This window comes from Leptospiraceae bacterium (assembly GCA_024233835.1).
In the GTDB taxonomy this organism is placed as follows: Bacteria; Spirochaetota; Leptospiria; order Leptospirales; family Leptospiraceae; genus JACKPC01.
In genome coordinates, this window is the sequence record JACKPC010000003.1 from 419,835 (window position 1) to 440,378 (window position 20,544).

The 20,544-nt window shown below is 35.5% G+C and carries 15 protein-coding genes; 9 read left to right on the forward strand and 6 right to left on the reverse strand.

The annotated features are described in order from the left end of the window. Positions 1-11 precede the first annotated feature (11 nt). Positions 12-674 (reverse strand): arginine-tRNA-protein transferase, encoded by a 663-nt coding sequence (locus H7A25_16200; GenBank protein ID MCP5501444.1) that lies wholly within the window; start codon positions 672-674, stop codon positions 12-14. Positions 675-721: 47 nt separating this feature from the next. Between H7A25_16200 and H7A25_16205 the strand changes: the two genes are divergently transcribed. The 6 genes from H7A25_16205 (at position 722) to H7A25_16230 (ending at position 12,542) form a co-directional block, all read left to right on the forward strand. After that, positions 722-1,471, forward strand: coding sequence for a hypothetical protein (locus H7A25_16205; GenBank protein MCP5501445.1), 750 nt, complete (start codon positions 722-724; stop codon positions 1,469-1,471). After that, positions 1,468-2,169 (forward strand): hypothetical protein, encoded by a 702-nt coding sequence (locus H7A25_16210; protein ID MCP5501446.1) that lies wholly within the window; start codon positions 1,468-1,470, stop codon positions 2,167-2,169. Before H7A25_16205 ends, H7A25_16210 begins: the two co-directional genes overlap by 4 nt. 9 nt (positions 2,170-2,178) lie before the next feature. Further along, positions 2,179-2,919, forward strand: coding sequence for a Nif3-like dinuclear metal center hexameric protein (locus tag H7A25_16215; GenBank protein ID MCP5501447.1), 741 nt, complete (start codon positions 2,179-2,181; stop codon positions 2,917-2,919). A gap of 75 nt (positions 2,920-2,994) precedes the next feature. Then, positions 2,995-8,748 carry a hypothetical protein gene (locus H7A25_16220; protein ID MCP5501448.1) on the forward strand — a complete coding sequence of 1,918 codons (5,754 nt, stop codon included), beginning with the start codon at positions 2,995-2,997 and terminating at the stop codon, positions 8,746-8,748. Positions 8,749-8,754: 6 nt separating this feature from the next. Further along, a complete protein-coding gene (locus H7A25_16225; protein MCP5501449.1) occupies positions 8,755-10,941 on the forward strand; it encodes a transglycosylase domain-containing protein in 2,187 nt (728 codons plus the stop codon). Next, positions 10,938-12,542: a sulfatase-like hydrolase/transferase gene (locus H7A25_16230; GenBank protein ID MCP5501450.1), complete on the forward strand. Its 1,605-nt coding sequence runs from the start codon at positions 10,938-10,940 to the stop codon at positions 12,540-12,542. The genes H7A25_16225 and H7A25_16230 overlap by 4 nt, the downstream gene beginning before the upstream one ends. On the opposite strand, the gene H7A25_16235 is transcribed toward H7A25_16230, so the two are convergent. From H7A25_16235 to H7A25_16250, 4 genes are read right to left on the reverse strand one after another with little or no spacing between them, the layout of a single operon-like run. Then, positions 12,526-13,185 carry an ATP-binding cassette domain-containing protein gene (locus H7A25_16235; protein MCP5501451.1) on the reverse strand — a complete coding sequence of 220 codons (660 nt, stop codon included), beginning with the start codon at positions 13,183-13,185 and terminating at the stop codon, positions 12,526-12,528. The two genes, H7A25_16230 and H7A25_16235, sit on opposite strands and share 17 nt — an antisense overlap. A gap of 2 nt (positions 13,186-13,187) precedes the next feature. Next, entirely contained in the window at positions 13,188-14,108 is a 921-nt protein-coding gene (locus tag H7A25_16240; GenBank protein ID MCP5501452.1) for a zinc ABC transporter substrate-binding protein, read from the reverse strand. Positions 14,109-14,117: 9 nt separating this feature from the next. Then, a complete protein-coding gene (locus tag H7A25_16245; GenBank protein MCP5501453.1) occupies positions 14,118-15,455 on the reverse strand; it encodes a hypothetical protein in 1,338 nt (445 codons plus the stop codon). After that, a complete protein-coding gene (locus tag H7A25_16250) occupies positions 15,452-16,207 on the reverse strand; it encodes a hypothetical protein (GenBank protein MCP5501454.1) in 756 nt (251 codons plus the stop codon). Before H7A25_16250 ends, H7A25_16245 begins: the two co-directional genes overlap by 4 nt. Before the next feature lie 142 nt (positions 16,208-16,349). Between H7A25_16250 and H7A25_16255 the strand changes: the two genes are divergently transcribed. Then, on the forward strand, positions 16,350-17,183 hold the full coding sequence (locus H7A25_16255; protein MCP5501455.1) for a metal ABC transporter permease: 834 nt from the start codon (positions 16,350-16,352) through the stop codon (positions 17,181-17,183). Here the strand turns inward: H7A25_16255 and H7A25_16260 are convergent. Next, positions 17,180-17,362 (reverse strand): hypothetical protein, encoded by a 183-nt coding sequence (locus H7A25_16260; protein MCP5501456.1) that lies wholly within the window; start codon positions 17,360-17,362, stop codon positions 17,180-17,182. The two genes, H7A25_16255 and H7A25_16260, sit on opposite strands and share 4 nt — an antisense overlap. Positions 17,363-17,510: 148 nt before the next feature. Here H7A25_16260 and H7A25_16265 point away from each other — a divergent pair, with 148 nt between their 5' ends. After that, positions 17,511-18,602 carry an AraC family transcriptional regulator gene (locus H7A25_16265; GenBank protein ID MCP5501457.1) on the forward strand — a complete coding sequence of 364 codons (1,092 nt, stop codon included), beginning with the start codon at positions 17,511-17,513 and terminating at the stop codon, positions 18,600-18,602. Between the two features lie 77 nt (positions 18,603-18,679). Next, a complete protein-coding gene (locus H7A25_16270) occupies positions 18,680-20,536 on the forward strand; it encodes a long-chain fatty acid--CoA ligase (GenBank protein ID MCP5501458.1) in 1,857 nt (618 codons plus the stop codon). Positions 20,537-20,544 lie beyond the last annotated feature (8 nt).

A 20,544-nucleotide genomic window follows, 5' to 3' on the forward strand; every position in this document is an offset into this window, starting at 1 on the left:
CCTAATTGCCTTTATTTATTATTTATAACTCCAAGCGGTAACCAGTTATGGTTCCAATCATAAAACTCAAGTGCTTCAAATTGCTTTTTATAATCATAAAAAGACGACTCAAAAAAACAGTAACCGGGATAATAATAAGATTTTCCCTGTTGAATCGAATACTCAATTTCTAATAGCATGGTAAAGATTCCGGGACTCGTTTTTGCATAATCCGGGTGGAAAACTGCATACACACTGGAAGTACTGGTACTTCCGATGTCAAGAAAACTATAAGCAACTAATTTATCTTTATCATATACTGCGCATTCAAGAGATTCACAGGGAAGGCTGGAAGGTGTATCCGATATAAAACTATAAATCGAATCAGGTATATTATCTTTAAACCTGGCCCTATGAAGATAGAAGAGCTCTTCTTTTTCTTTATCGATAAATACAGGACGAAAAATGTGTTGTAATGTTTTATTTTTATTGAGAATTCTACGATGTTTCTTTTTATGTTTATATGTAGAAAGGTTTACCCGCAGAGGCAAGATTAGGGCTAACTTATCGTTCAGAAAATTAACATTATATCGAAAAAAAAGAGAGCCAAAATGTCGATAGCCTTCTGAAAGATAGGCATCGAGTTTTTCTGGTTCTAATTTTTCTAAATAGAAAGATTCTTCTATGATTTCCATACTAAGCTTTCCTTTTTTTCAAGAATGAAAAAATTTTCGTTTTAGGTTTGAGGCGTATTTCCATCCTTATCCTGAGAATGGTTTTAAAATCCAAGAGAATTGCAAGTATCATTTTGAGTGTATTTTTTTTACAGTTCTGCCACTATGAGATTTATCAAGAATTGCCGGAAAGGAAAATCGAATTACCCGATGTTTACAGAGTATACTTAAAAAGTTCTGATCGGGTTTTGCAAAAAATTGCCTGTGAAACCTACGCGGCGAAGGGTGTACAAATACGTTGCACTGATGAAATAATAGAAGAAACGAAAAAAATCTCTTCTCTGTATGAGGTTTATTATTTAAGCCTTGAACCCCAGGTTCGAGATTCTTCCTCTGATCTTTTTCGGAATAATCTATTTTCATTAATAACCTTTAGCACCGGGGCATTTGTTTCGGTTTCAGCAGTTGTGGACTACAAACTGGATTTGAGAAATTCAAAACAGGTTCTATTTCAATCGTATATCTCTTCACCGGGCAGGCAGGGTTACTATGCTTTTTTGCCTGTCTATATGGGGCTTATTTCTACAAATTTGGGTACGGGTTTAAACACCTACCGCAGACCGGATAAACTCAGAATGTACTGTATTGAAGAGGAACCGGATACCTGGACCAAGCGCCTTACACAAAACCGGGATGAATACTGTAGGGACTATGAAAATTTTTTACGTGATAGTTTTAACCGTATAGAGGGCAAGATTATGAATGTACTGAGAGCCCATATTATTTCCAGAAGACTATATACCGAGGATGAAAAGTGAAAATTATAAGTATTATCATATATATGTTTATCCTAATAATCTCTCTGGGTGCTGAAGAAAATGCAGCTAAAGAAAAAGAGAAGTCCGGGAATCATCTCGACATCATCGCTTATTCGGGTTTATATACCGAGACGGACTTATTACCTATATTATTCCAGCAAAAAACAAACTATAAGGCATCTCGCATTTCTGTTCTGGGACTCAATTATGGACTGAGTAGTAATATACGTTTTTTTGATTTTGAAGCCGAAGGTCAGTTAGTAAAGCACTCAGGTTTAATGAACCATCTTGAAATGAATGTTTTTTTACTGGCACGCTGGTCGAATCTATTTCGATTACCTGTAAGCATTGCTTTCGGAGAGGGGATTTCTCTTGCTTCGAAAAATCCCCTTCTGGAGAATAAAAAAAAAGGAATTTATATATACGGAAATTATTTTGATTGGTATGAAGCAAGTTTTATCTCACATCAATTTGGCTCTCTTCCGTTTAATACCGAATTTCAGTTGGATAGTATTCGCTCTTCCCAGGTATTAAACTATCTTATGGTTGAACTTGACTTTGCTTTTGAGTTTTTGGAATATTACCCCCGTATATTTATGCGAATACACCATCGTTCCGGAGTGTTCGGTTTGTATTGCAAACCCGATCCGGCCTGTGGTTCGAATTTTATCAGCTATGGGGTTAAATTTAGATTATAAGGAAAAAGTATGAAACGCAGAGAAATTTTAGATTATTTAAATGTTCTATTTCAATACAGGGAAAATACGGAAAAGTATGCAACAAATGGCCTCCAAGTAGAAGGAAATGACGAAGTTCAATCTATCGCTTTTTCTGTTGATGCAAGCTTCGGAATCATTCAAAAAGCAGTAAAGGAAAATGTAGATATGCTGATCTGTCATCATGGAATCTTTTGGCCAAGTCTTTTTTCTATAGAAGGACAGGTAAAGGAAAAAATCCAATTGTTCCTGGAAAATGAGATTTCTCTTGTCGGGATGCATCTTCCCCTTGACAGACAACCTGAAATAGGTAATAATATTTGCCTGGCTAATATTTTAGAAGGAGAAAATATACGAGAAATTGCATCTATTTCTTATTACGGAGACTGGAAAATGAAGAAAACAATCCGGGAGATTGCAAATATCTTACAGGAAAAATTAATGGGACCGATAAAGTTATTTGACTTCTCCGATGGTAAGGCCGGCTCCTTTGTTGTATGTTCCGGGAGTGGTAGTTCGGAACTCAGGTTATTAGAGCAGGGAGATTGTGAGGTTTTCATCACAGGTGAACTGCGTTATGAAGCTATTGATGAAGCAAAATATAAAAAAATCAGTTTAATTTCAGCCGGACATTATGCAACCGAAACAACGGGAATACAGGCCCTGCAAAGGAAGATGAGTACGGAACTAAATTTAAAAACTTTATTTATTGAAGACAGAGTGGACTATTGAAAAATTCTTTACTTTAAAAAGTAATACATTCTACTCTGAGGAAAGAGCGGAATCAATCGCCGGAGGACTTGAATCATGAAAAAACACCTTAACTTTATCTTTCTATCCATTATCGCAATTGCAGTTTCCAGTCTTGTTTCCTGGGACATGCCATTTAATCCATTTCGGAAAAAATTAGACCTGGATCTGGGAAAATATTCGGAACCCAAAAAAGAAGATGATAGTTATATGAAGGTTTTGCAGGTAAGTCCGAAAGGCGAAGTTCCGGAAGGATTTTCGCCGAAGGAAGTAGTTCTGGTTTTTAACCATCCTTTAATTCCTCTGGGTACACTTGAGGAAGAAACAAAAGGTGTATTTCAAATCAGTCCTGAGATTAAAGGTAAGTTTCGCTGGTATGGAAGCCGAATTTGTGCTTTTATTCCTTCTGAACCCTGGGACTTGCGGCAGGAATATACTATTCGTGTGAGTGGAGATTTGAAGGCTATCAATGGGAAGTCCATGAAAGAATCTTTTCAATCTACATTTAAACTTAAGATTCCGAAGTTAAATGTTGATTTGAATACGGCTTATACGGAAGATCCGGAAATGGACTATGATTACCAGGAATACAGTTATAATACGAGTGAAGATATACGACCTATACAAAAATTTTCTCTGAGTTTCTCTCAAAAAGTATCTGAGAAACAGGTAAATAAGAAGCTAAGTATTATCGCAGATGGAAAGTCTATCCCTTTTATACTTGTGGGAGAGAAAGATAAGAAATCTTTTACATTTATTAATACAAAGCCTTTTTCTAAATCTTCCAATGTAATGGTTCGTCTCGAACCCGGTCTTGAATCTCTGGAGTATTCCGGAAATTATACGGATGATATTTTAAAAGTCTATAAATCCTGGGGAGATCTTGAAATAGAGATGAAGGACTGTGATTTTCAATATTTCCAGAGTCGCTGGTATTGTCGCTTTGTCTTTAATCACCCGGTTCAAGGGGAAAACGCGATTCGAGCTATTCAAGTATCTCCTGATATGCAAATGTCTCAAAAACCGAAAGGACCGATTCGCAGACTTAAATTAGCACACTGGCGACCTGTATCAGGAAAGAGTTATACATTTAGTTTCTCTTCCAAGCTTAAAGATATATTTGGATATGAATTAGGAAAAAAAGAAGTCTTCCAAATAAAAGTTCCGGAGTATAAACCGGATTTTTCTGTAGACAGCTATTATTCGGTCCTCGAATCCAAAATGCAATCCAAACTTCCAATTGATATAGCCAATATTCCGGCGATGAACGTGAAAGTAGGTAAGTTGAGTCTGGACAGTATCCATAAAAAAATGCAATTTAAACCTGAGTGGAAGAATGGTTCTTATACCTACTTTGATTATTTTGCTCATGCAAGTAATACGAAAGAGCATCTCTGGAAAACTGGATCGAGTAAATACAAAGGCCAACGATATGGTTACGATCTTTCTCCCTATTTAAATTCTAATAAGAAAGGTTGGCTTGCTGTTCGCTTTAATAATAAAATTACACAATTTGTGCAATCTACCGATCTGGGTATTACTGTAAAAGAAGATTATAAAAAAGCCTATGCCTGGGTGCACTCTCTGACCGATGGGACTCCTTTATCGGGTGTTACCGTTTCTTCCTATTTATTCGGAAATAAGAAAGATTCCTGTACTACAAACTCAGAAGGAACCTGTTCTTTAAAACCAGGAGAAATCTATGTTAGTGAAAAGAATGATGATATGGCTTTTGTGGATAACCGGGATTACGAACTCAGTATGTACAGCCTGGTTCGCTCGGGTTCCTATAGTTCGGAAGCAATAAAACCACTTATATCAGGTTCGGTTTTTTATGATAGGAAACTATACAGACCGGGTGATAAGGTGAGCTGGAAAGCCCTATTGGGTCTGAGAGAAAAGGGGAAATACCGGGCGGCAGGTAATATGAGCTTTGAAGTGAAGATTACTGACGCAAAAGGAGAAGAAGTATATTCAAAAAATCTAAAATCTTCGGAAGAAGGAGGGATTTGGGGAGATTATAGTATACCCGGAGAAGCTTCCCTCGGACATTACACTATACGAATTGATTCTTCTTATAAACAGACTATATCTGATACATTCCAGGTAGAGGAATTTCGACCGGTAAGCTTTTCCGTAAAAGTGCAGGGTAAGAATGATGCTGTAGTATCTGAAAAATTTAAATTTTCTATAGAAGGAAAATACTTATTCGGAGCTCCTATGAGTGAAGCAGAACTGGAGCTTACTTTAAAACGTTATTCAACACAGCTATTCTTTCCGGAATATGAAGATTATACGATAGGTTCCAATCTATTGGAGGATGAAGAGTCCAAAGATTATTCTCAGACCGGTATGTTTATACAGGATAGTACCAAATTAGGTTTGGATGGAGTAAGTAGGCAGGAAGTGGAACTTAAACCTATGCTACTATTAGAAAAAATACATAAACCTTCTTATAAAGAATATAAATTAAGTTCTTCTTATCGTGTGGATGTAGAAGCTAAAGTCAGCGATAAAGATTCTAAGTCTGTTACTTCCCGTAGTTCCGTTCGTGTGAGAGCAGGAGAATTTATTCCGGGAATCAAAGTTGAAGAAGCCTATCAGGATTACAGGACTCCTTTTAAGTTTAAAATTATCGCTCTTGGCTCAGATGGAAAACCGATGCGAAAAGCTTCCGTACGGGTTCGCGTTATAAAACGAAACTGGCAGAGCGTTGAAACCAAAAGTTCAGAAAATTCTAAACAGAGGAAAAATACGCTGATAAATGAGTTGGTGGAAGAGGAAACATTCAGTATTGGTTCTTCTGCTTATGAGTATTTCTTTTCAGCCTCTGAAGCCGGACAGTATAGCATTACCGTGCAAGAAAAAGAAGGGATGAGCTTTGTAAAAATTCCTTTTTATGCTTACGGGGGAGCCTATACAAGCTGGTATAAAAATGAAGATAGTACATTTGAGATGCAAACCAATCGTAGTTCATACACTCCGGGAGAAACGGCGAAGGTTGTAATCAAATCTCCCTTCTCTAAGTGCTTGGCAATAGTTAGCCTTGAAAGGGAAAACTTAATCTGGCAAAAAACAATAGAGATAGATGAAAAAGGTTTACCGATTGAGGTTCCCATAAAAGAAGAGTATCTTCCAAACGTTTATCTCAGTGTTGTTTTACTTCGACCCAGGACTTCAAAACCCGATGAAACCGACTCAGGTCGACCGCAGGTAAAAGCCGGAATCATCAAAATCAATGTAAATACGGATTCAAGAAAAATACCATTACAAATTATATCTGATAAGAATACTTATAAGCCCGGAGAGACTGTGAGTTTAAAACTTAAGTCTGTACCGGGAGCTGAGGTAGCTTTCACAGTAGCTGATGAAGGTGTTTTAAGTCTGATTTCTTATTTCTCCTATCCGAATCCTGTAGCAACCGCTTTTACTGAGTGGCCTCTGGGAGTTAAAATATTAGAGAACAGACATATGCTGATTAAGCAATATGTTTTTGCTCAAAAAGGAGAGAACCCCGGAGGAGATATTTATGACGAACAGGGTGGGGGGTTTGCATTTGATAATGAGGATGGATCCAGAAAAGATATAAGATATACTGCCTACTGGAAAGCCGATGTGGTACTTGATTCGAAAGGCGAAAAGTCGATTAGATTTAAATTGCCGGATAATCTCAGTACCTTTCGGATCATGGCGGTTGCCGCAAAAACCGGAAGATACGGAACTTCCGAAAAAACTTTTCAGGTAGCCAAACCTATGGTTGTAATGACCAATGTGCCGAGAGTGATTCGTCCGGGAGACAGATTGCAGATCGGGGGAACAGTAGTGAATCAGACAGGTATTGAAGAAGATTTTAAGATAAGTATAAAAACAAATCTTTTGAAAGCAGGAAGAAGTCAGAAGATTATACATTTAAAGCATTTTGAATCAAAGGAAGTTACTTTTCCCGTTACTGTAGATATGAAAAAGTATTCTAAGATTCTAATGGAGAAAAAAGAAAAACCTCTTATCATCGGCTATTTTTCTGCTGAACCTCTTAAAATAAGTAAATTTCAAATCCTGAATTTAAAAAAGAAAGATGTGGTAGATAGACTTAAGTTTTCTTTTCCGATTCGCGAAGAGCATCCGGAAGAAGCCTTTACAATTTCTCATTATACGGATTCGGAAGAAAAAGAGCAGCTACGTTTACCAGCTGTTGAAAGCTATATTCCGAATTCAGCTAATATGAAAGTAAGTTTTTCTTCTTCTGCCTTGATAGGTATGGAAAATGCTTTTGAGTTTTATAAATCGAATCCGTACTTTTGCTCTGAACAAAGAACTTCGGCATTTCTTTTGGCTTTAACTTCCGGTTCTTTGTTAGAAAAGTTTTCTTTTGTTCCTCCGGATAATAAAGCTTATGATTTTTCTAATATAAAAGCTTTGTTTATTGATGAAATAAAAGATTTTCAGGGTTCCAAGGGTGGATTTGGACTCTGGAAGGATTCGAGGCATAAGTCGGATCCTTACTTAAGTGCTTACATTGCCTACGTTTTACAGGTTGCTAAAAAAGCTGGATATAATATAGACGAAAGAGTACATTCGAGATTAATACAATTCTTAAAAGATTATATTCGAACTCCTGAAAAAGATGGATACTCTTATATATTAGAAAGCATGAGTCTGATAGCCCTGGTGCTGAGTCGGGAGGGAGAGGATACGGATAGCATTCATCATACACTTATGGATAAATTTCAGGATCTGTCTCTTCGTGCCAAGGCAAATTTAAGTTTAAGTATTGCTGAACTAAAAAAATTAAAATCCTATAATGATAATTCGGATACAAAAAAACTATTTGAGCATATTCAAAATGGAATGGAATTTACCGCAAGAAAAGTGATAATAAAAGATATAGGAAGTGGGTCCTACGGGAGAGCTTTTTATACAGATGCTTCGGCTATAGGCTCTGTTTTGCAGGCTTTGATGCGATTGGATTATAATAGTCCGCTTATTCCTAAAATTGTTCAATATGCAGTTTCAGCCAAACAGCACCTGTGGTGGGATAGTCACTCTTCCGGAAATCTTGCGTATGCTTTAAAAATGTACAGCGATACTTATGAAAAATCCTCCGGTCCGAGAATTGCAGGTGCATTTTTAAATGAGCTATCTATAGCCAGAGCCAATTTTAAAGGAAACGGAAAACCGGAAACTTTTGCATATACTGTTTCTCTGGAGGAAATAAAAAAACATTTTCCGAAAGAAACGAATGTCAATTTTATTATCCGAAATGAAGAAAAAAAAGGTAGAACTTATTATACAGCTTCTTTAGAATATCAACCCAGGCTGAAAGATGTTAAGGCCAGAGATGAAGGATTTGAGATAAAGCAAGAAATATATGATATTGCAAAAGTGGACTTAAAGAATCCTCATGGAATAAAAGTTCAAGATGTATTAGAAAGAGGTAAAGTATATCTGGTAAAACTATCCGTTTTTAACCCTAAACCTTATGAACAGGTTGTTTTGAAAAGCCCGATACCTTCTCATTCCGAAATTGTGAATCCGGATTTTGATACAGAGCAGAGTGGATTAAAAATCTTTCCCACGAAGTCCAGACAGGCAGATGACTATTGGTGGGTAGACCCACAGGAAAGAATGGAATACAGGGATGATAAAATAGTATTAACCACATCTTACATGTATGAAGGTCTGCATGAGTACTTTTATCTATTACGTCCGACTCAAAAAGGTTTGGCCTATATGCCATCCACAGAAGCCAAGTTGATGTATGAACCGGAAGTCTTCGGGCGCTCGGATAGTCGAATTATCAAAGTGAGATAGATCATTATGACAAAGAGAAGGTTCTTACAAAAAATTTTTAAAGTAATTGTAGGAACTATTATTTGTATACTGAGTATTCTTTCTCTACACTCCTTATTTCTTACAAAAAATAGTCTGAGAGGGGATAATTCTTTTATTCTCTATTCTTCTGAGGGAATAGAAATTCAGGAGACTCTGAATTCGGATGGAGAATATTCCCGATGGATAGATATAAAAGAATATCCGAAAGAACTAATAGAGATATTGCTTATAGCTGAGGATAAACATTTTTATTATCATCCGGGTATTGATCTGTTTTCTATCCTGAGAGCTTTTTTTACGAATATAAAAGCAGGGAAAATACGTTCTGGTGCTTCTACTATACCCCAGCAATTAGCAAGGCTTGTATGGAAAAAAAGTATAGTAAAAAATCAGTATATTAGAAAGTTACAGGAAACTTATTATGCTCTTCTTTTGAAACTGCGTTTTTCAAATCAGGCTATACTGGAAGCTTATATGAATCAGATTCCTTTTCCCTTTCAAAGTCAGGGTTTTTTTTCTGCTTCGAGACGAATTTTAAAAAAAGATATTCACTTTATTACAAAAGAGGAAGGAATAGGTCTTGTTGTTTTAATTCGCAATCCGTATACAGTAGAAGAAAAGTATAAGAAGCGCTACTTACATCTAAAAAATAAAATATGTCCAAGAACCTGTAGGAATGAATTACCCTGGATAAAACAGAGTATATTTGGTAGGAATGTAAAAATAAAAATAAAGCAAAAGCACTCAAGGCACTATGCTGATTGGATTCGCTCTATTGCTCCTGATTCAAAGGAAGCGGTCTACTCCTATTTTTCAAATGACCTTAATTTGGAATTATATAAAATACTTACGAATGAATTGAGACAGTTGGAGGCATATAGAGCCGAGGAAGCAGCACTTCTGGTTTTGAAAGTAGAAGAGGAAAATTTAAAACTTATTTCATTTATCGGTTCTTCTGATTACGAGTCCGAAGAAGCCGGACAGGTAAAGGGAAATATGGCTATAAGAAATGCCGGAAGCACCCTGAAAACATTTGTGTACGGACTCGGTATGGAAAAGTTTCACTGGTTACCCAATACTATTTTTATGGATGAGGAAGTAAGTGCCATTTCTATGGAGGGAACTTTTCGACCGAAGAATAATGACAGGAAGTATTGGGGGAAAATTACACTTAGAGAAGCCCTTGCAAGCTCTAGAAATGTAACAGCGATAAGAGCTTTACAGCAAGTTGGTATAGAGGATTTTTATAAATTATTAAAGCAGCAGGGATTTTCGCATTTACAGGAAGCTCCGGAATACTATGGAACAGGGCTTGCCCTGGGTGTGGGAGGAGTAAGTCTTTTCCAATTGACTTATCTTTATTCTTCTCTATCTACCGGGGGAGTAAGGCTACCTATATTAATCGGAAGGCAGGGAAATAAAGAAATAGAATATGGTGAAAAAAAAAGAGTATTTAGGGAAAGAACAGCCTGCATACTTAGCCATATATTATCTGATAAAGAAGCGAGGAGGAGAGCTTTTGGTAGAAGAAACTTTTTAGATTTTCCTTATAGAGTAGCAGCTAAAACAGGAACTTCAAAGGACTATCGGGACTCCTGGGCAGTAGGCTATACACCGGAGTATATAGTAGGGGCCTGGGTTGGCAATTTTTCCGGAAAACCTATGAAGAAAATATCAGGGGCGGTGGGTGCAGGAAGAATCTTTCAACAGATAATACGGCACCTGCATAGAACTCAAAAACCCAGATTTTCCTGCTTCGAGGAATATGAGAAAATTAAACTCTGTCGCTTTAGTGGAAAAATAGCCGGACCTCAATGTGCCGGCTATGATGAACTAAAAGTGGATAGTTCTAAATTAGAAAAGTGTAAAATACTTCACAGCAATGATTCTTCCGACTTGCTTAGTTCCGATAGAGTTACGGTTCTTTCTCCTTCGCCGGGAGAAATTTATCTGTCAGATGAGACTATTGGATCTCAAAAACAGGAGATACCTTTAAAAATTATACTTCCACAAAAACTGGACGATCGGTATACCTATCGACTCAACGATGATAATAGGGTTTTGCTAAATGGCAATATCGAAAGATTGCTAAGCTTGCATAAAGGATTGCACAGGTTTCGCTTGTATAAGAGTGAAACTGTAATTGAAGAATTTACTTTTGAAATAAAATGAAACGCTACTCTATTATTATCAATTTTCTTTTACCTCTTTTATGTTTGAATCTGTTCTGGATGGGTTCCTTATTAGAAAAAAGGGAGTATTTTTATCCTTCTTCTTTAGTGGTTTATTTGATATTTTATATACATGCTCTTTATCTAATCTTCTTATACTCGGGATATGCAAAAAATGTAAAGCGCATTGTTGGAGTAAATGTGGGTATTTATATTTTATTGAATATCTTTTTAATCCTTTCTGAAATGATTTATACTTCTCTAAAAATACAAGTAAACATTGATTTGATTTTATATTATCTGGCAAACTATTCAGTCTTAAATTCAGATTCATCTATAATATTTAAAACTATGTCGGAACTATTCTATATACGCGTTTTATTTTCTTTCTTTTTATATTTTATACTTTTAACTTATGTATATAGATTTTTAAAAACAGTGGATTTACAGAAAAAAGGTCCTGTTTACTTACTGTATATTCAATTTTTTATTCTTTTACTTTTTTATTTATTATATTTACCGAGAACCCCTGCAAGGGAAGTGAAGCATAGAGAATACGCTTCGGATTCAAACGTATCTATACCTTTTGAAATATCCAAAAAATATAATATTCTGTTGTTTCTGTTAGAAGGAGTGTCTGAAAAGTCTTTCAGGGAAAGTAAGGGGAATCTTTTTGTGGACTGGGTAAGGGCCGAACATTTTTTTATTCCCATTCCGCACAGCACAAGTTCCATTTATTCTTTATTAACAGGTAGAATATCTGAGTGGAAGACAAAACCTGAGTATAAAAAATATTACAGGCAGTATAATTTTATAAAGCTATACAAGCAGGATGGGTATAACACTCGCTTTATCTTTTCCGGTAAAAAAAGGTTTGAGAATCTGGATAAGATGCTGTCTTATTTTGAAATAGCTGTATACGACGAAGCTTATATACGGAAACAGCTTTCTAAGGAATATAAAACTTTTACCTGGGGTATAGAAGATAAAGCCTTATTGGATTGTTCTGAGCATTTTTATAAACGAACAAAAGAGCCTTTTTTGCATATTTTATATTTTACCAATACTCATTCTCCTTATTTCAACCCTGAGCCGGATCGCTTTTATAGAAGGGATAATTCAAAAGATAAGGATAGATACTTAAATATTATAGAATATGATATAAAACTTATACAAGAAATTATACGATTAACAGAAAGCTACTATCCCCAAAAAACTATATACCTTATCTTGTCCGATCACGGAGAGTCTTTTGGAGAGCAGGGCTTCTATAAACATGGTTTCTCCCTTTTTAACTCTGAAATTAAAGTTCCATTTTATTTAAAATATCCGGAAAATAAAACACATACAAACTTTCATTCAGGAACGATATTGGATGTATTTCCGACTTTACTTTCCATACAAAAAAAGACAATTTACTTTCAACAGGAAGGCAGGAGTCTCTACGATAAAAATTACTCCTTAAAACTTAAGCTTCACTCCTGGGGTTCCAAAGACTATTCAGGAATAATAGAAAATAGTAAAAAAATTATATACCATGACTTGTCAGGAAAAAAATGGGAAACCGACCTGGATGAAACAGAGATTATCGAGAGCCCTTAAATACTTTTTCTTTTATTGTTTTATCCTCGATATAGAAAACACGATTAAAATTATTTAACCAGGTTTCAGAAATGTGGTGAGTTATAATAAATAAAGAACTATTGTATTTTTGAGCATATTCTTTGAATAAATAGAGAATCGATTCTCTGGAAGATTTATCCAGAGCATCCATAGGTTCATCCAGAAAGATAAGTTGCGGCATAGAAAGTAAGGCCCTTGCTATTAAAACTTTTTGTAGTTGTCCACCGCTGCATTCTTTTACCAGTAAAGATAGTAAAGGCTTTACGCCTATTTTCTCTATGATTTCCATTTCTTCTTTTGTGAAATTATGTTTGTTGAAAGAAAAGTTTCGGGCTTCTTTTTCCAGAGAAAGAACTTTCCGAATACTTAAAGGATATTCAAAGTGCATTTTTTTTACCTGCGGAACCAGAGAAATCGTAAGTCCCTCTTTTAATTGATAGGTGCCGGCAATGGGTTTTTGCAAACCGCTTAAGGTTCTTACCAGGGTTGACTTTCCGCTGCCGTTAGGCCCGATGAGAGCTGAAATGTCACCGGCTTGAATTGTAATATTAATGTTATCTAAAATAATAAAGCCTTTATTATAGCCCACAGAAAGAGACTTTGTTGTGAATAAATTATCCATATTTACTTTTTGTAACCTGTTTCATTAAGTGTTTCTCGGATTAAACGTAAAGATTCAGCGAGGGCTTTCTCATAGGTATCTGTATTCGGAAGAGATCCTACCGATACGGGTAAAGTTAGTACCCTGCTGCCTTTGACTCTCGATGAAACATAGTTTGCATAGCGAATATTATGATAGGGAGCTATTAAGATGATTTTAATATTATTACTCTTCATATTTTTTATGACCTGTTCCATATAGCGGCTAGAAGGAGGAACTCCCGGTTTTTCTTCAATGCTCAAGTTTGCTGTGAAGCGAAAACGATTAGCGAGGTATATAAATTGATCATGAAATACAGCTACTCTGGCTCCAAAATAAGGTTTAAATTTTTTCATTTCTGCTTTTGTTAGCTCGGCTATGCGATTTTTGAACTCTTTATTATTTTTCTTGTAATAGTTCTGATTGGAAGGATCTACACGAGAAAGGCTTGCTTCAATGGTATTTGACATTCGAATAATATTGACCGGGTCATTCCAATAGTGTGGATTTCCATAAATATGCATATCTCCCATGGAGCGGTCTACATTTACAGCAGGTTCTCCTAATATTTTAATTCCTAAAGATGCATCGCAATAACCGGATTGACCTTTTTGAATTTTTAAGTTACGGGATTGTTGGATAAGTAAGGGCGCCCAGCCGATTTCTAAGTCCAATCCGACCAGGATAAATAGGTCTGCCTTATTGAGTTTTACCAGATAATCCGGTCTCGTCATTACAAAATGAGGATCATCGGAACCCCGTATCATAGAGAAAACGCTTACCTTTTCACCACCAATTTGTTCGGCTATATAGGCCAGATCACTTGTTGTACTTACAACTGAAATTTTTGAGTAGGCCGGAAAACTTAAGAACAAAAATAAAAAAGTAAATATCCATTTAAACATAAAAATCTCCTAATATTGGTGTGCGGGATGTGAACCCAGGATAAAAACTGCCTGGACAAAAAATCTATATTCTACTTTTTCAAAGTCTGGAGTAATGATTAAACCCTGTAAAGCTTTATTTTCCGGAGTTTCACCGGAATAATCCATAGTGAACCTTCTTTCAACAGTAGCCCGTATGAAACTGAACTCGGAGGGGATAAAACTTATCTGAAAACTCTGGGCTTCAATGGCATTGGTTGCCATATATCCGGCCTGATTTTTCAGACTATAATCGGTAAAAAAATCATATCGAAAGCCGGCAGACCAGAGCTGATGAAACTTGTAATTCAAAAATATATACTGTCCCCATTGAATCTGGTTGGCAGGTTTACCGGGGTAGGGATAATAATTGGGTTCGGGACTTATTGTTTTGCTTTCCGGATGATACTGGATTTCATTTTCCGGAAATACTTCCTTATTATACCAGGCTTCTGCCATCAGGATAAATTCACGTAGATTAGAATAATTCCAGCGAACGACTATGTCAAAGCCATACAGGAATTTTTCGTTTTTCTTATTTTCAGTAGGTTCAAAACGACTGGCAGTAAAACCAAATTGTGTTCCCAGGTTATTACCGAAGTAATAGAAGTTTTTTAAATGAGCATAAGCAAGAGGATTATTTTTTTTAATTCCTCCATCATGAGAATGCCCCCATTTTTTTCCATTCGTTCCACCTATAACCAGTTCTTGACTTAAAAATGTCCAGGGAAAAAGAATACTGAGTTCCAGTCCTGTGTCGGCTATGGATTCTGTATCAATGAATTTTTCGTGGACTATAGGTGTAGTAGTAAAGGGTCGGTCGTGCTGGTGGATACGGTTAAGTCTTCCTAAATCCAAAAAAAAGCTTCCCGCTTTTAAAGATAGGTTATAAGGTAAGAAGGGAAACTGAACCCAGGCTTCATGAATTTCAAAAAAATACTCTCCGTTTTCTCCGTGAGCAGCAATCAACAGGTTACCGCGTAGCCACTGGTCTACTGCACCAGAAAAGCCAAATTCGGCGGAACGTACATCTAACTGGTTATTGCTTACCTGCGGCTTCTGTTTATCCCATTCTCCAACTATATCCACAGCAGTTGATATATTCATCATCAGATTCTGAGCAGAACGGTTGATACTATTTCCGGTAGGTAGTACAGAAGTGCTACCCCGACTGTCCTGCAAAGATTTGGAATCCTTATCTGTGCTTTCAATATCTGCTTCCAGCTCTTTTTCCCAGTCTTCTTGAACGCTTCCTTCTTTTTCTTCCTGTGCATACGAAGTATAAGAAAAAGACAAAAGAATAAATAGAATAAAAAATACGTATTTCATTTTGATTCTAAGAAGCGACTGGCAAGGCCAATGGCACCCTGACTGACAATAAAAGATTCAAGTGTTGCTGAATTTAAGACAAAACCTATATTAGAACCCGGATGAGTGGTTTGAAAGCTATCTACTTCAAATTCATAACTGGAACGTTCAGCCGTACTGAGAGAGGCGCAGGACTTTGACCAACCAAAAATGTGGGCACCGTTCTCTTCATGAATTTCGAGGCAGAGAGTTTTTTTGGTTCCAACAGGACTTTGAGGTACCGAACCGGTAAAGCTTCCTTCGATTCCGGATTGATTCAGTGGATAAGCTAATGTGGACTTAATGCGAACGCCCGGCCCCTGAATGCTGGCAGCACTAGCCTGAGCATTCATAATTACATCTATATGTCCGGATGTGGAATTAAGTGTATAGGTGATTTCTACATTGGTTTTCTTGGAACTGGATAGGGAGTAACTTGTAGGAGATGCGAAACGGCTGGACGTACTGCTTCCTGTTAAGCCCCTGTTGCTTAAACCCAGGTTCTCTGCTATAAAGCCAGAGCCGAGTTGAGTTGTGCAGTTCGTTTGGACAAGTTTGTATTCTTTTCTTGTGACAGTATCGATTGCAGGGAGATTGGTTTCACTTAAGCAAGCACTTCCCGATTGTAGAAGAAGATAAGCCGCCACTGCGGCTCCTTTATCACTACCGGAAGATTTAGATTCCACGCAATGTTGAAAAGCAAGAGTAAAAACAAGGCTTATCAGGTATCTCATAAAACGTTCTCCTATCAAAAAGTTACTTTTTCCGTTTTTACAGAGGCTTTTGTAAATGCAACTAAGTTACATCCTTTTAAATAAAAAAATGAAACCTTGTTGCATTTAAATCCTATCTATCTGTACTGTCTTTAAAGGCACTATGGATCTGATTTCAAATATAAAGCTGTTTTATCCGCAAATTCTTCTGGGTTCTTTTGTAGGAATTTTATTAAGTTGTATCGGCGTAATTATTGTACTGCGCAGAATGGCTTTTTTGGGTCTGACACTTTCGCAGGCGGTTTCTCTGTCTGTAGCTGTATCCATGTTTTTTAACTGGCAGGGGAATATAAGTATTGTTTTATTTTCTTCTATTTTATTTATCCCGGTTCTTGTTCTGTACAGAAACCGTGACACGGGAAAAGATACTCTTTTAGGTATACTCTTTGTATGCTTTGCTGCCCTTTCCCAGATTTTAATGAGTTTTGGTGGAAATGTTCAGAACCATTTACTTAGTGCTTACTTCGGAGATATTTTAACTTCAAGTGCTGTTTTTAATCCTTCTTCTATAGTTATATTGGTATTGGCTCTTTTGCTATTTGTCATAATGTATAAGAGAGTATTATTTTTATCTTTTGATGAAGATGAGTTTCGAGTTAAGGGTTTTTCTCCGATTCTTACCGAACTTATATTCTATTTCTCTGCTATTATTATCCTTTCGGTCAGTGTTAATCTATTAGGATCTTTTTATACGGTTGCCCACTTACTGATTCCGGTCTATACGGCCTTATTTTTTGCCCGTAGTATGCGTTTTATTTTTATATTTGGAGTAATATTTAGCTTTATCTCTACATTTAGCGGATTTTCAATTTCTCTTATTCCTTTAAAGTATCAGGGAAACGAAATATTCTTACCTACTTCCAGTATCATTATAGGATTTATGACTCTATTAGCTTTTGTGATTATTTCTACTGTTAAATTAAAAAATCGTTTTTAATGGGCAATTACACCTATGAATTCCCCTCTTGGACCGAATTCTCCCCGCAGGATAACGCGGTTTTTGCACCTGGGGCATTCTACACGAAGTAAATCCGTATTTCTTTGAAAGTCTTCTTTTTTATAAAAGAACTTCTCTTTATTACAGTAAATACAATAGACAAACAGGTTCTCTTCCATATAGGCTAACAGTTTTCTTAAAAAGCAGGAATTTGTCGATAGAAAAATACTAAAAAGGCTCAATCTACTATTTCTATTTTTTATAGAAATGGTGATTAGCGAAATATTTTTATATTTTCAAAAAAAAACTTTATAAAACTATTTACTCATGAGTCTTTATATTCTATTTTCCGGAAGTATCTTTGCATTTATCTGGGCTTTCGGTATTTTCATTTCTGCAAATCGCAGGAAAAGTCATAAAACTCTGAGTTATCTTCTATGGATTGCCTCTATATGGCTCTTATCAGGTTTTTATTATTTTGGTGAATTTCATAAAAAGTATCCGGAAGGATATTTACTTCATTTACCTCTTATTTTTACCTGTGGACCGACCTTTTATCTTTATTATTGTCAGACTTTAATAGAGAAACAAGTCAATATCAAGAGATTTATCTTATATCATTTTTTCATACCGACTCTTGTTTTTATCCTTTGTATTCCAATTTATTTATCTTCTTACGAAGAGAAGATTCAATTTATTTTAGATTTTGAAAGGAAGAAATTAAGTTACTATCATTACCTAATTATCCTTTTACATATTGGTACAAAGATATCTCTTCTTTCCTATATTCAATATTTTATATATTCCAATTGGAGCATTATTCTAAAATATTATTTTTCTGAAAATCAAGGATATAAGCTTACGATTCTAATGATTTTTTTTATTTATATAGATTTACTTTTTGGACTTATAGGTATGTTATCAGGTATTTCTGAATTGGTAAAATTTAGTGCCTTATTATTACCGGCTAATCTATATATTTTCTTTTTGTTTTCTTATGCCTATCCGGATATGTTATCAGGTTTTCAAAAGGAAATTAAAAAAAAATATGAGCAATCCAAAATTCAAAAATTAGATGTTAATAGAATTCTTTCAGAACTAAAAGAGCTTATGGAGAAAGATAAAATTTTCTTAGAAGAGAAAATTACTCTTCCTGAACTTGCCAGAGAGTTAAAGATTTCTTCTCATCAACTTTCTGAAATACTAAACGAAAGAATGAATAAAAAATTTTATGATTATATAAATGAATACAGAATCATGGAAGCTAAAAAATTGTTAACTCTTAATCCTGAGGATACAATCCTTTCTATTGCTTATGCAGTAGGTTTTAATTCTAAGTCCGCATTCAATAAAGCATTTAAAGCGTATATTGGTGAAACGCCTAACTCGTATAGAAAGAACTCAATGAAAAAAAATTAATTTTTTTCGTATTGAGTTATAACTCAGGTCGATTTGATCTAAAAAGTCTCCTAAACTATTAATTAAAGGAGACGTAAATGAAAAACGAATATTCAAATTTAGGCCAATTATTTCAATTCGCTTCAAGAACTTATGCAGATAAATCTGCATTTGCTTATCGAGAAAAGGAAAATAAGTTCACTGAGGTTTCTTATTCTGAGGTATTATTCCGAGCTACCTGTCTTTCAGCATCACTTATTAAGTTGGGTGTAAAATATCAGGATCGAGTTGGAATTTTTTCCGATAACAGAATTGAGTGGATTCTGGCAGATATGGCTGTTATTCTTGCCGGAGCCTGTGATGTGCCCCGCGGTTCTGATGTAACTGATGGAGATATTAAATATATTATATCCCATGCAGAAATTGAAGTATTGTTTGTGGAAAATAAAACTGTTTTAAAAAAAATTCAAACAAATTATTCTTTTATTCCCTGCTTAAAAACTGTTATTCTAATGGAAAACGATGCGGACAATAAAGATTATCTGAGCTTGAATAAACTTATTCAGGAGGGAGAAAACTACTTACGAAAAGAACCGGATCTTGTGAAAAATTCATTATCAAGGATTTGTTCTGAAGATTTGTTTACTATTATTTATACATCCGGTACTACAGGAAATCCCAAGGGGGTTATGTTAAGTCATAATAATCTGATATCTCAAATTGAGAATTTACCGATTCCTATATCATCGGAAGAAAGGATTCTCTCCATTCTCCCTGTCTGGCATATTTTTGAAAGAATATTTGAAATGGTTGCGATATCTTCAGGTTCTTGTACTTATTATACAGATGTTCGTAACTTGAAACAGGATATGCTTCTTGTGAAACCTACTTTTATGGCATCTGCTCCCAGGCTTTGGGAAAGTATCTATTCCGGTTTAATGAATAAAATAAATGCCGGTTCTAAATTTGCTAAAGTGTTATTTCATATCGGATATTTTTTTTCTTCTAATATGAATCATTCAATTAGAGGTATGGTAAACAAGAATTTAAAGTTAGATGAAACGCCTATACTTATGGATGTATTAACTAAACTTTTTTTAATATTACAAATTATAATACTCTGGCCATTCTATAAGCTATTCGATTTACTCATATTTACTAAAATACGGAAAATACTTGGGGGAAATTTCAAAGGGACATGTTCAGGGGGAGGTGCTTTACCTCTTCATATAGATGAATTTTTTAATAACATTGGAATTCCTGTTTTAGAGGGATACGGATTAACAGAAACATCACCCGTGATTTCAGTAAGAACTTTCGAAAATCTTGTGCCGGGTACTGTAGGCCCTATTTACCCAGAGACTGAAGTGAAGATTGTAGACCTGAATAATCGTTCTCAAATTTATCCCGGGGAAAATGGACTTGGAAAAAGAGGGGAAATATTGGTAAAGGGTAAGCAGGTTATGAAAGGTTATTATAACAATACCGAAGCTACAGAAAATGCCATGGAGAATGGATGGTTTAAAACCGGTGATATAGGAATCATGACCTACAACCATTGTTTAAAAATAATCGGAAGGGTAAAAGAAACTATTGTTCTTTTGGGTGGAGAAAATGTGGAACCCGTTCCTATTGAGAATAACATACTGCATTCAGAACTGGTTGAACAATGTATGGTTGTAGGACAGGATAAAAAATTCTTAGCGGCACTTGTGTATCCATCAGAAATAGCCAGGATAAATTATGGAAATGGAGAAATAAAAAAGAGAATACTAAATGATATAAAAAAAATAATCAGTACAGAAAATGGGTTTAAATCTTTTGAAAAAGTAATAGATATTTATTTACTTCCTAAAAAATTTGAAGTAGGAGAAGAGTTAACAGCAAAGTTATCACTGAAAAGGCATGTGATTACTGAGAAATATACTGAAGAAATAGAGAATCTTTATAGATAGTAATTCGA

Bases quoted from the DNA above. Each gene is read 5' to 3' on its own strand.
- H7A25_16200 (MCP5501444.1), bottom strand. From the start codon at position 674: ATGGAAATCATAGAAGAATCTTTCTATTTAGAAAAATTAGAACCAGAA.
- H7A25_16215 (MCP5501447.1), top strand. From the start codon at position 2,179: ATGAAACGCAGAGAAATTTTAGATTATTTAAATGTTCTATTTCAATAC.
- H7A25_16220 (MCP5501448.1), top strand. From the start codon at position 2,995: ATGAAAAAACACCTTAACTTTATCTTTCTATCCATTATCGCAATTGCA.
- H7A25_16225 (MCP5501449.1), top strand. From the start codon at position 8,755: ATGACAAAGAGAAGGTTCTTACAAAAAATTTTTAAAGTAATTGTAGGA.
- H7A25_16230 (MCP5501450.1), top strand. From the start codon at position 10,938: ATGAAACGCTACTCTATTATTATCAATTTTCTTTTACCTCTTTTATGT.
- H7A25_16235 (MCP5501451.1), bottom strand. From the start codon at position 13,185: ATGGATAATTTATTCACAACAAAGTCTCTTTCTGTGGGCTATAATAAA.
- H7A25_16240 (MCP5501452.1), bottom strand. From the start codon at position 14,108: ATGTTTAAATGGATATTTACTTTTTTATTTTTGTTCTTAAGTTTTCCG.
- H7A25_16245 (MCP5501453.1), bottom strand. From the start codon at position 15,455: ATGAAATACGTATTTTTTATTCTATTTATTCTTTTGTCTTTTTCTTAT.
- H7A25_16250 (MCP5501454.1), bottom strand. From the start codon at position 16,207: ATGAGATACCTGATAAGCCTTGTTTTTACTCTTGCTTTTCAACATTGC.
- H7A25_16255 (MCP5501455.1), top strand. From the start codon at position 16,350: ATGGATCTGATTTCAAATATAAAGCTGTTTTATCCGCAAATTCTTCTG.
- H7A25_16260 (MCP5501456.1), bottom strand. From the start codon at position 17,362: ATGGAAGAGAACCTGTTTGTCTATTGTATTTACTGTAATAAAGAGAAG.
- H7A25_16265 (MCP5501457.1), top strand. From the start codon at position 17,511: ATGAGTCTTTATATTCTATTTTCCGGAAGTATCTTTGCATTTATCTGG.
- H7A25_16270 (MCP5501458.1), top strand. From the start codon at position 18,680: ATGAAAAACGAATATTCAAATTTAGGCCAATTATTTCAATTCGCTTCA.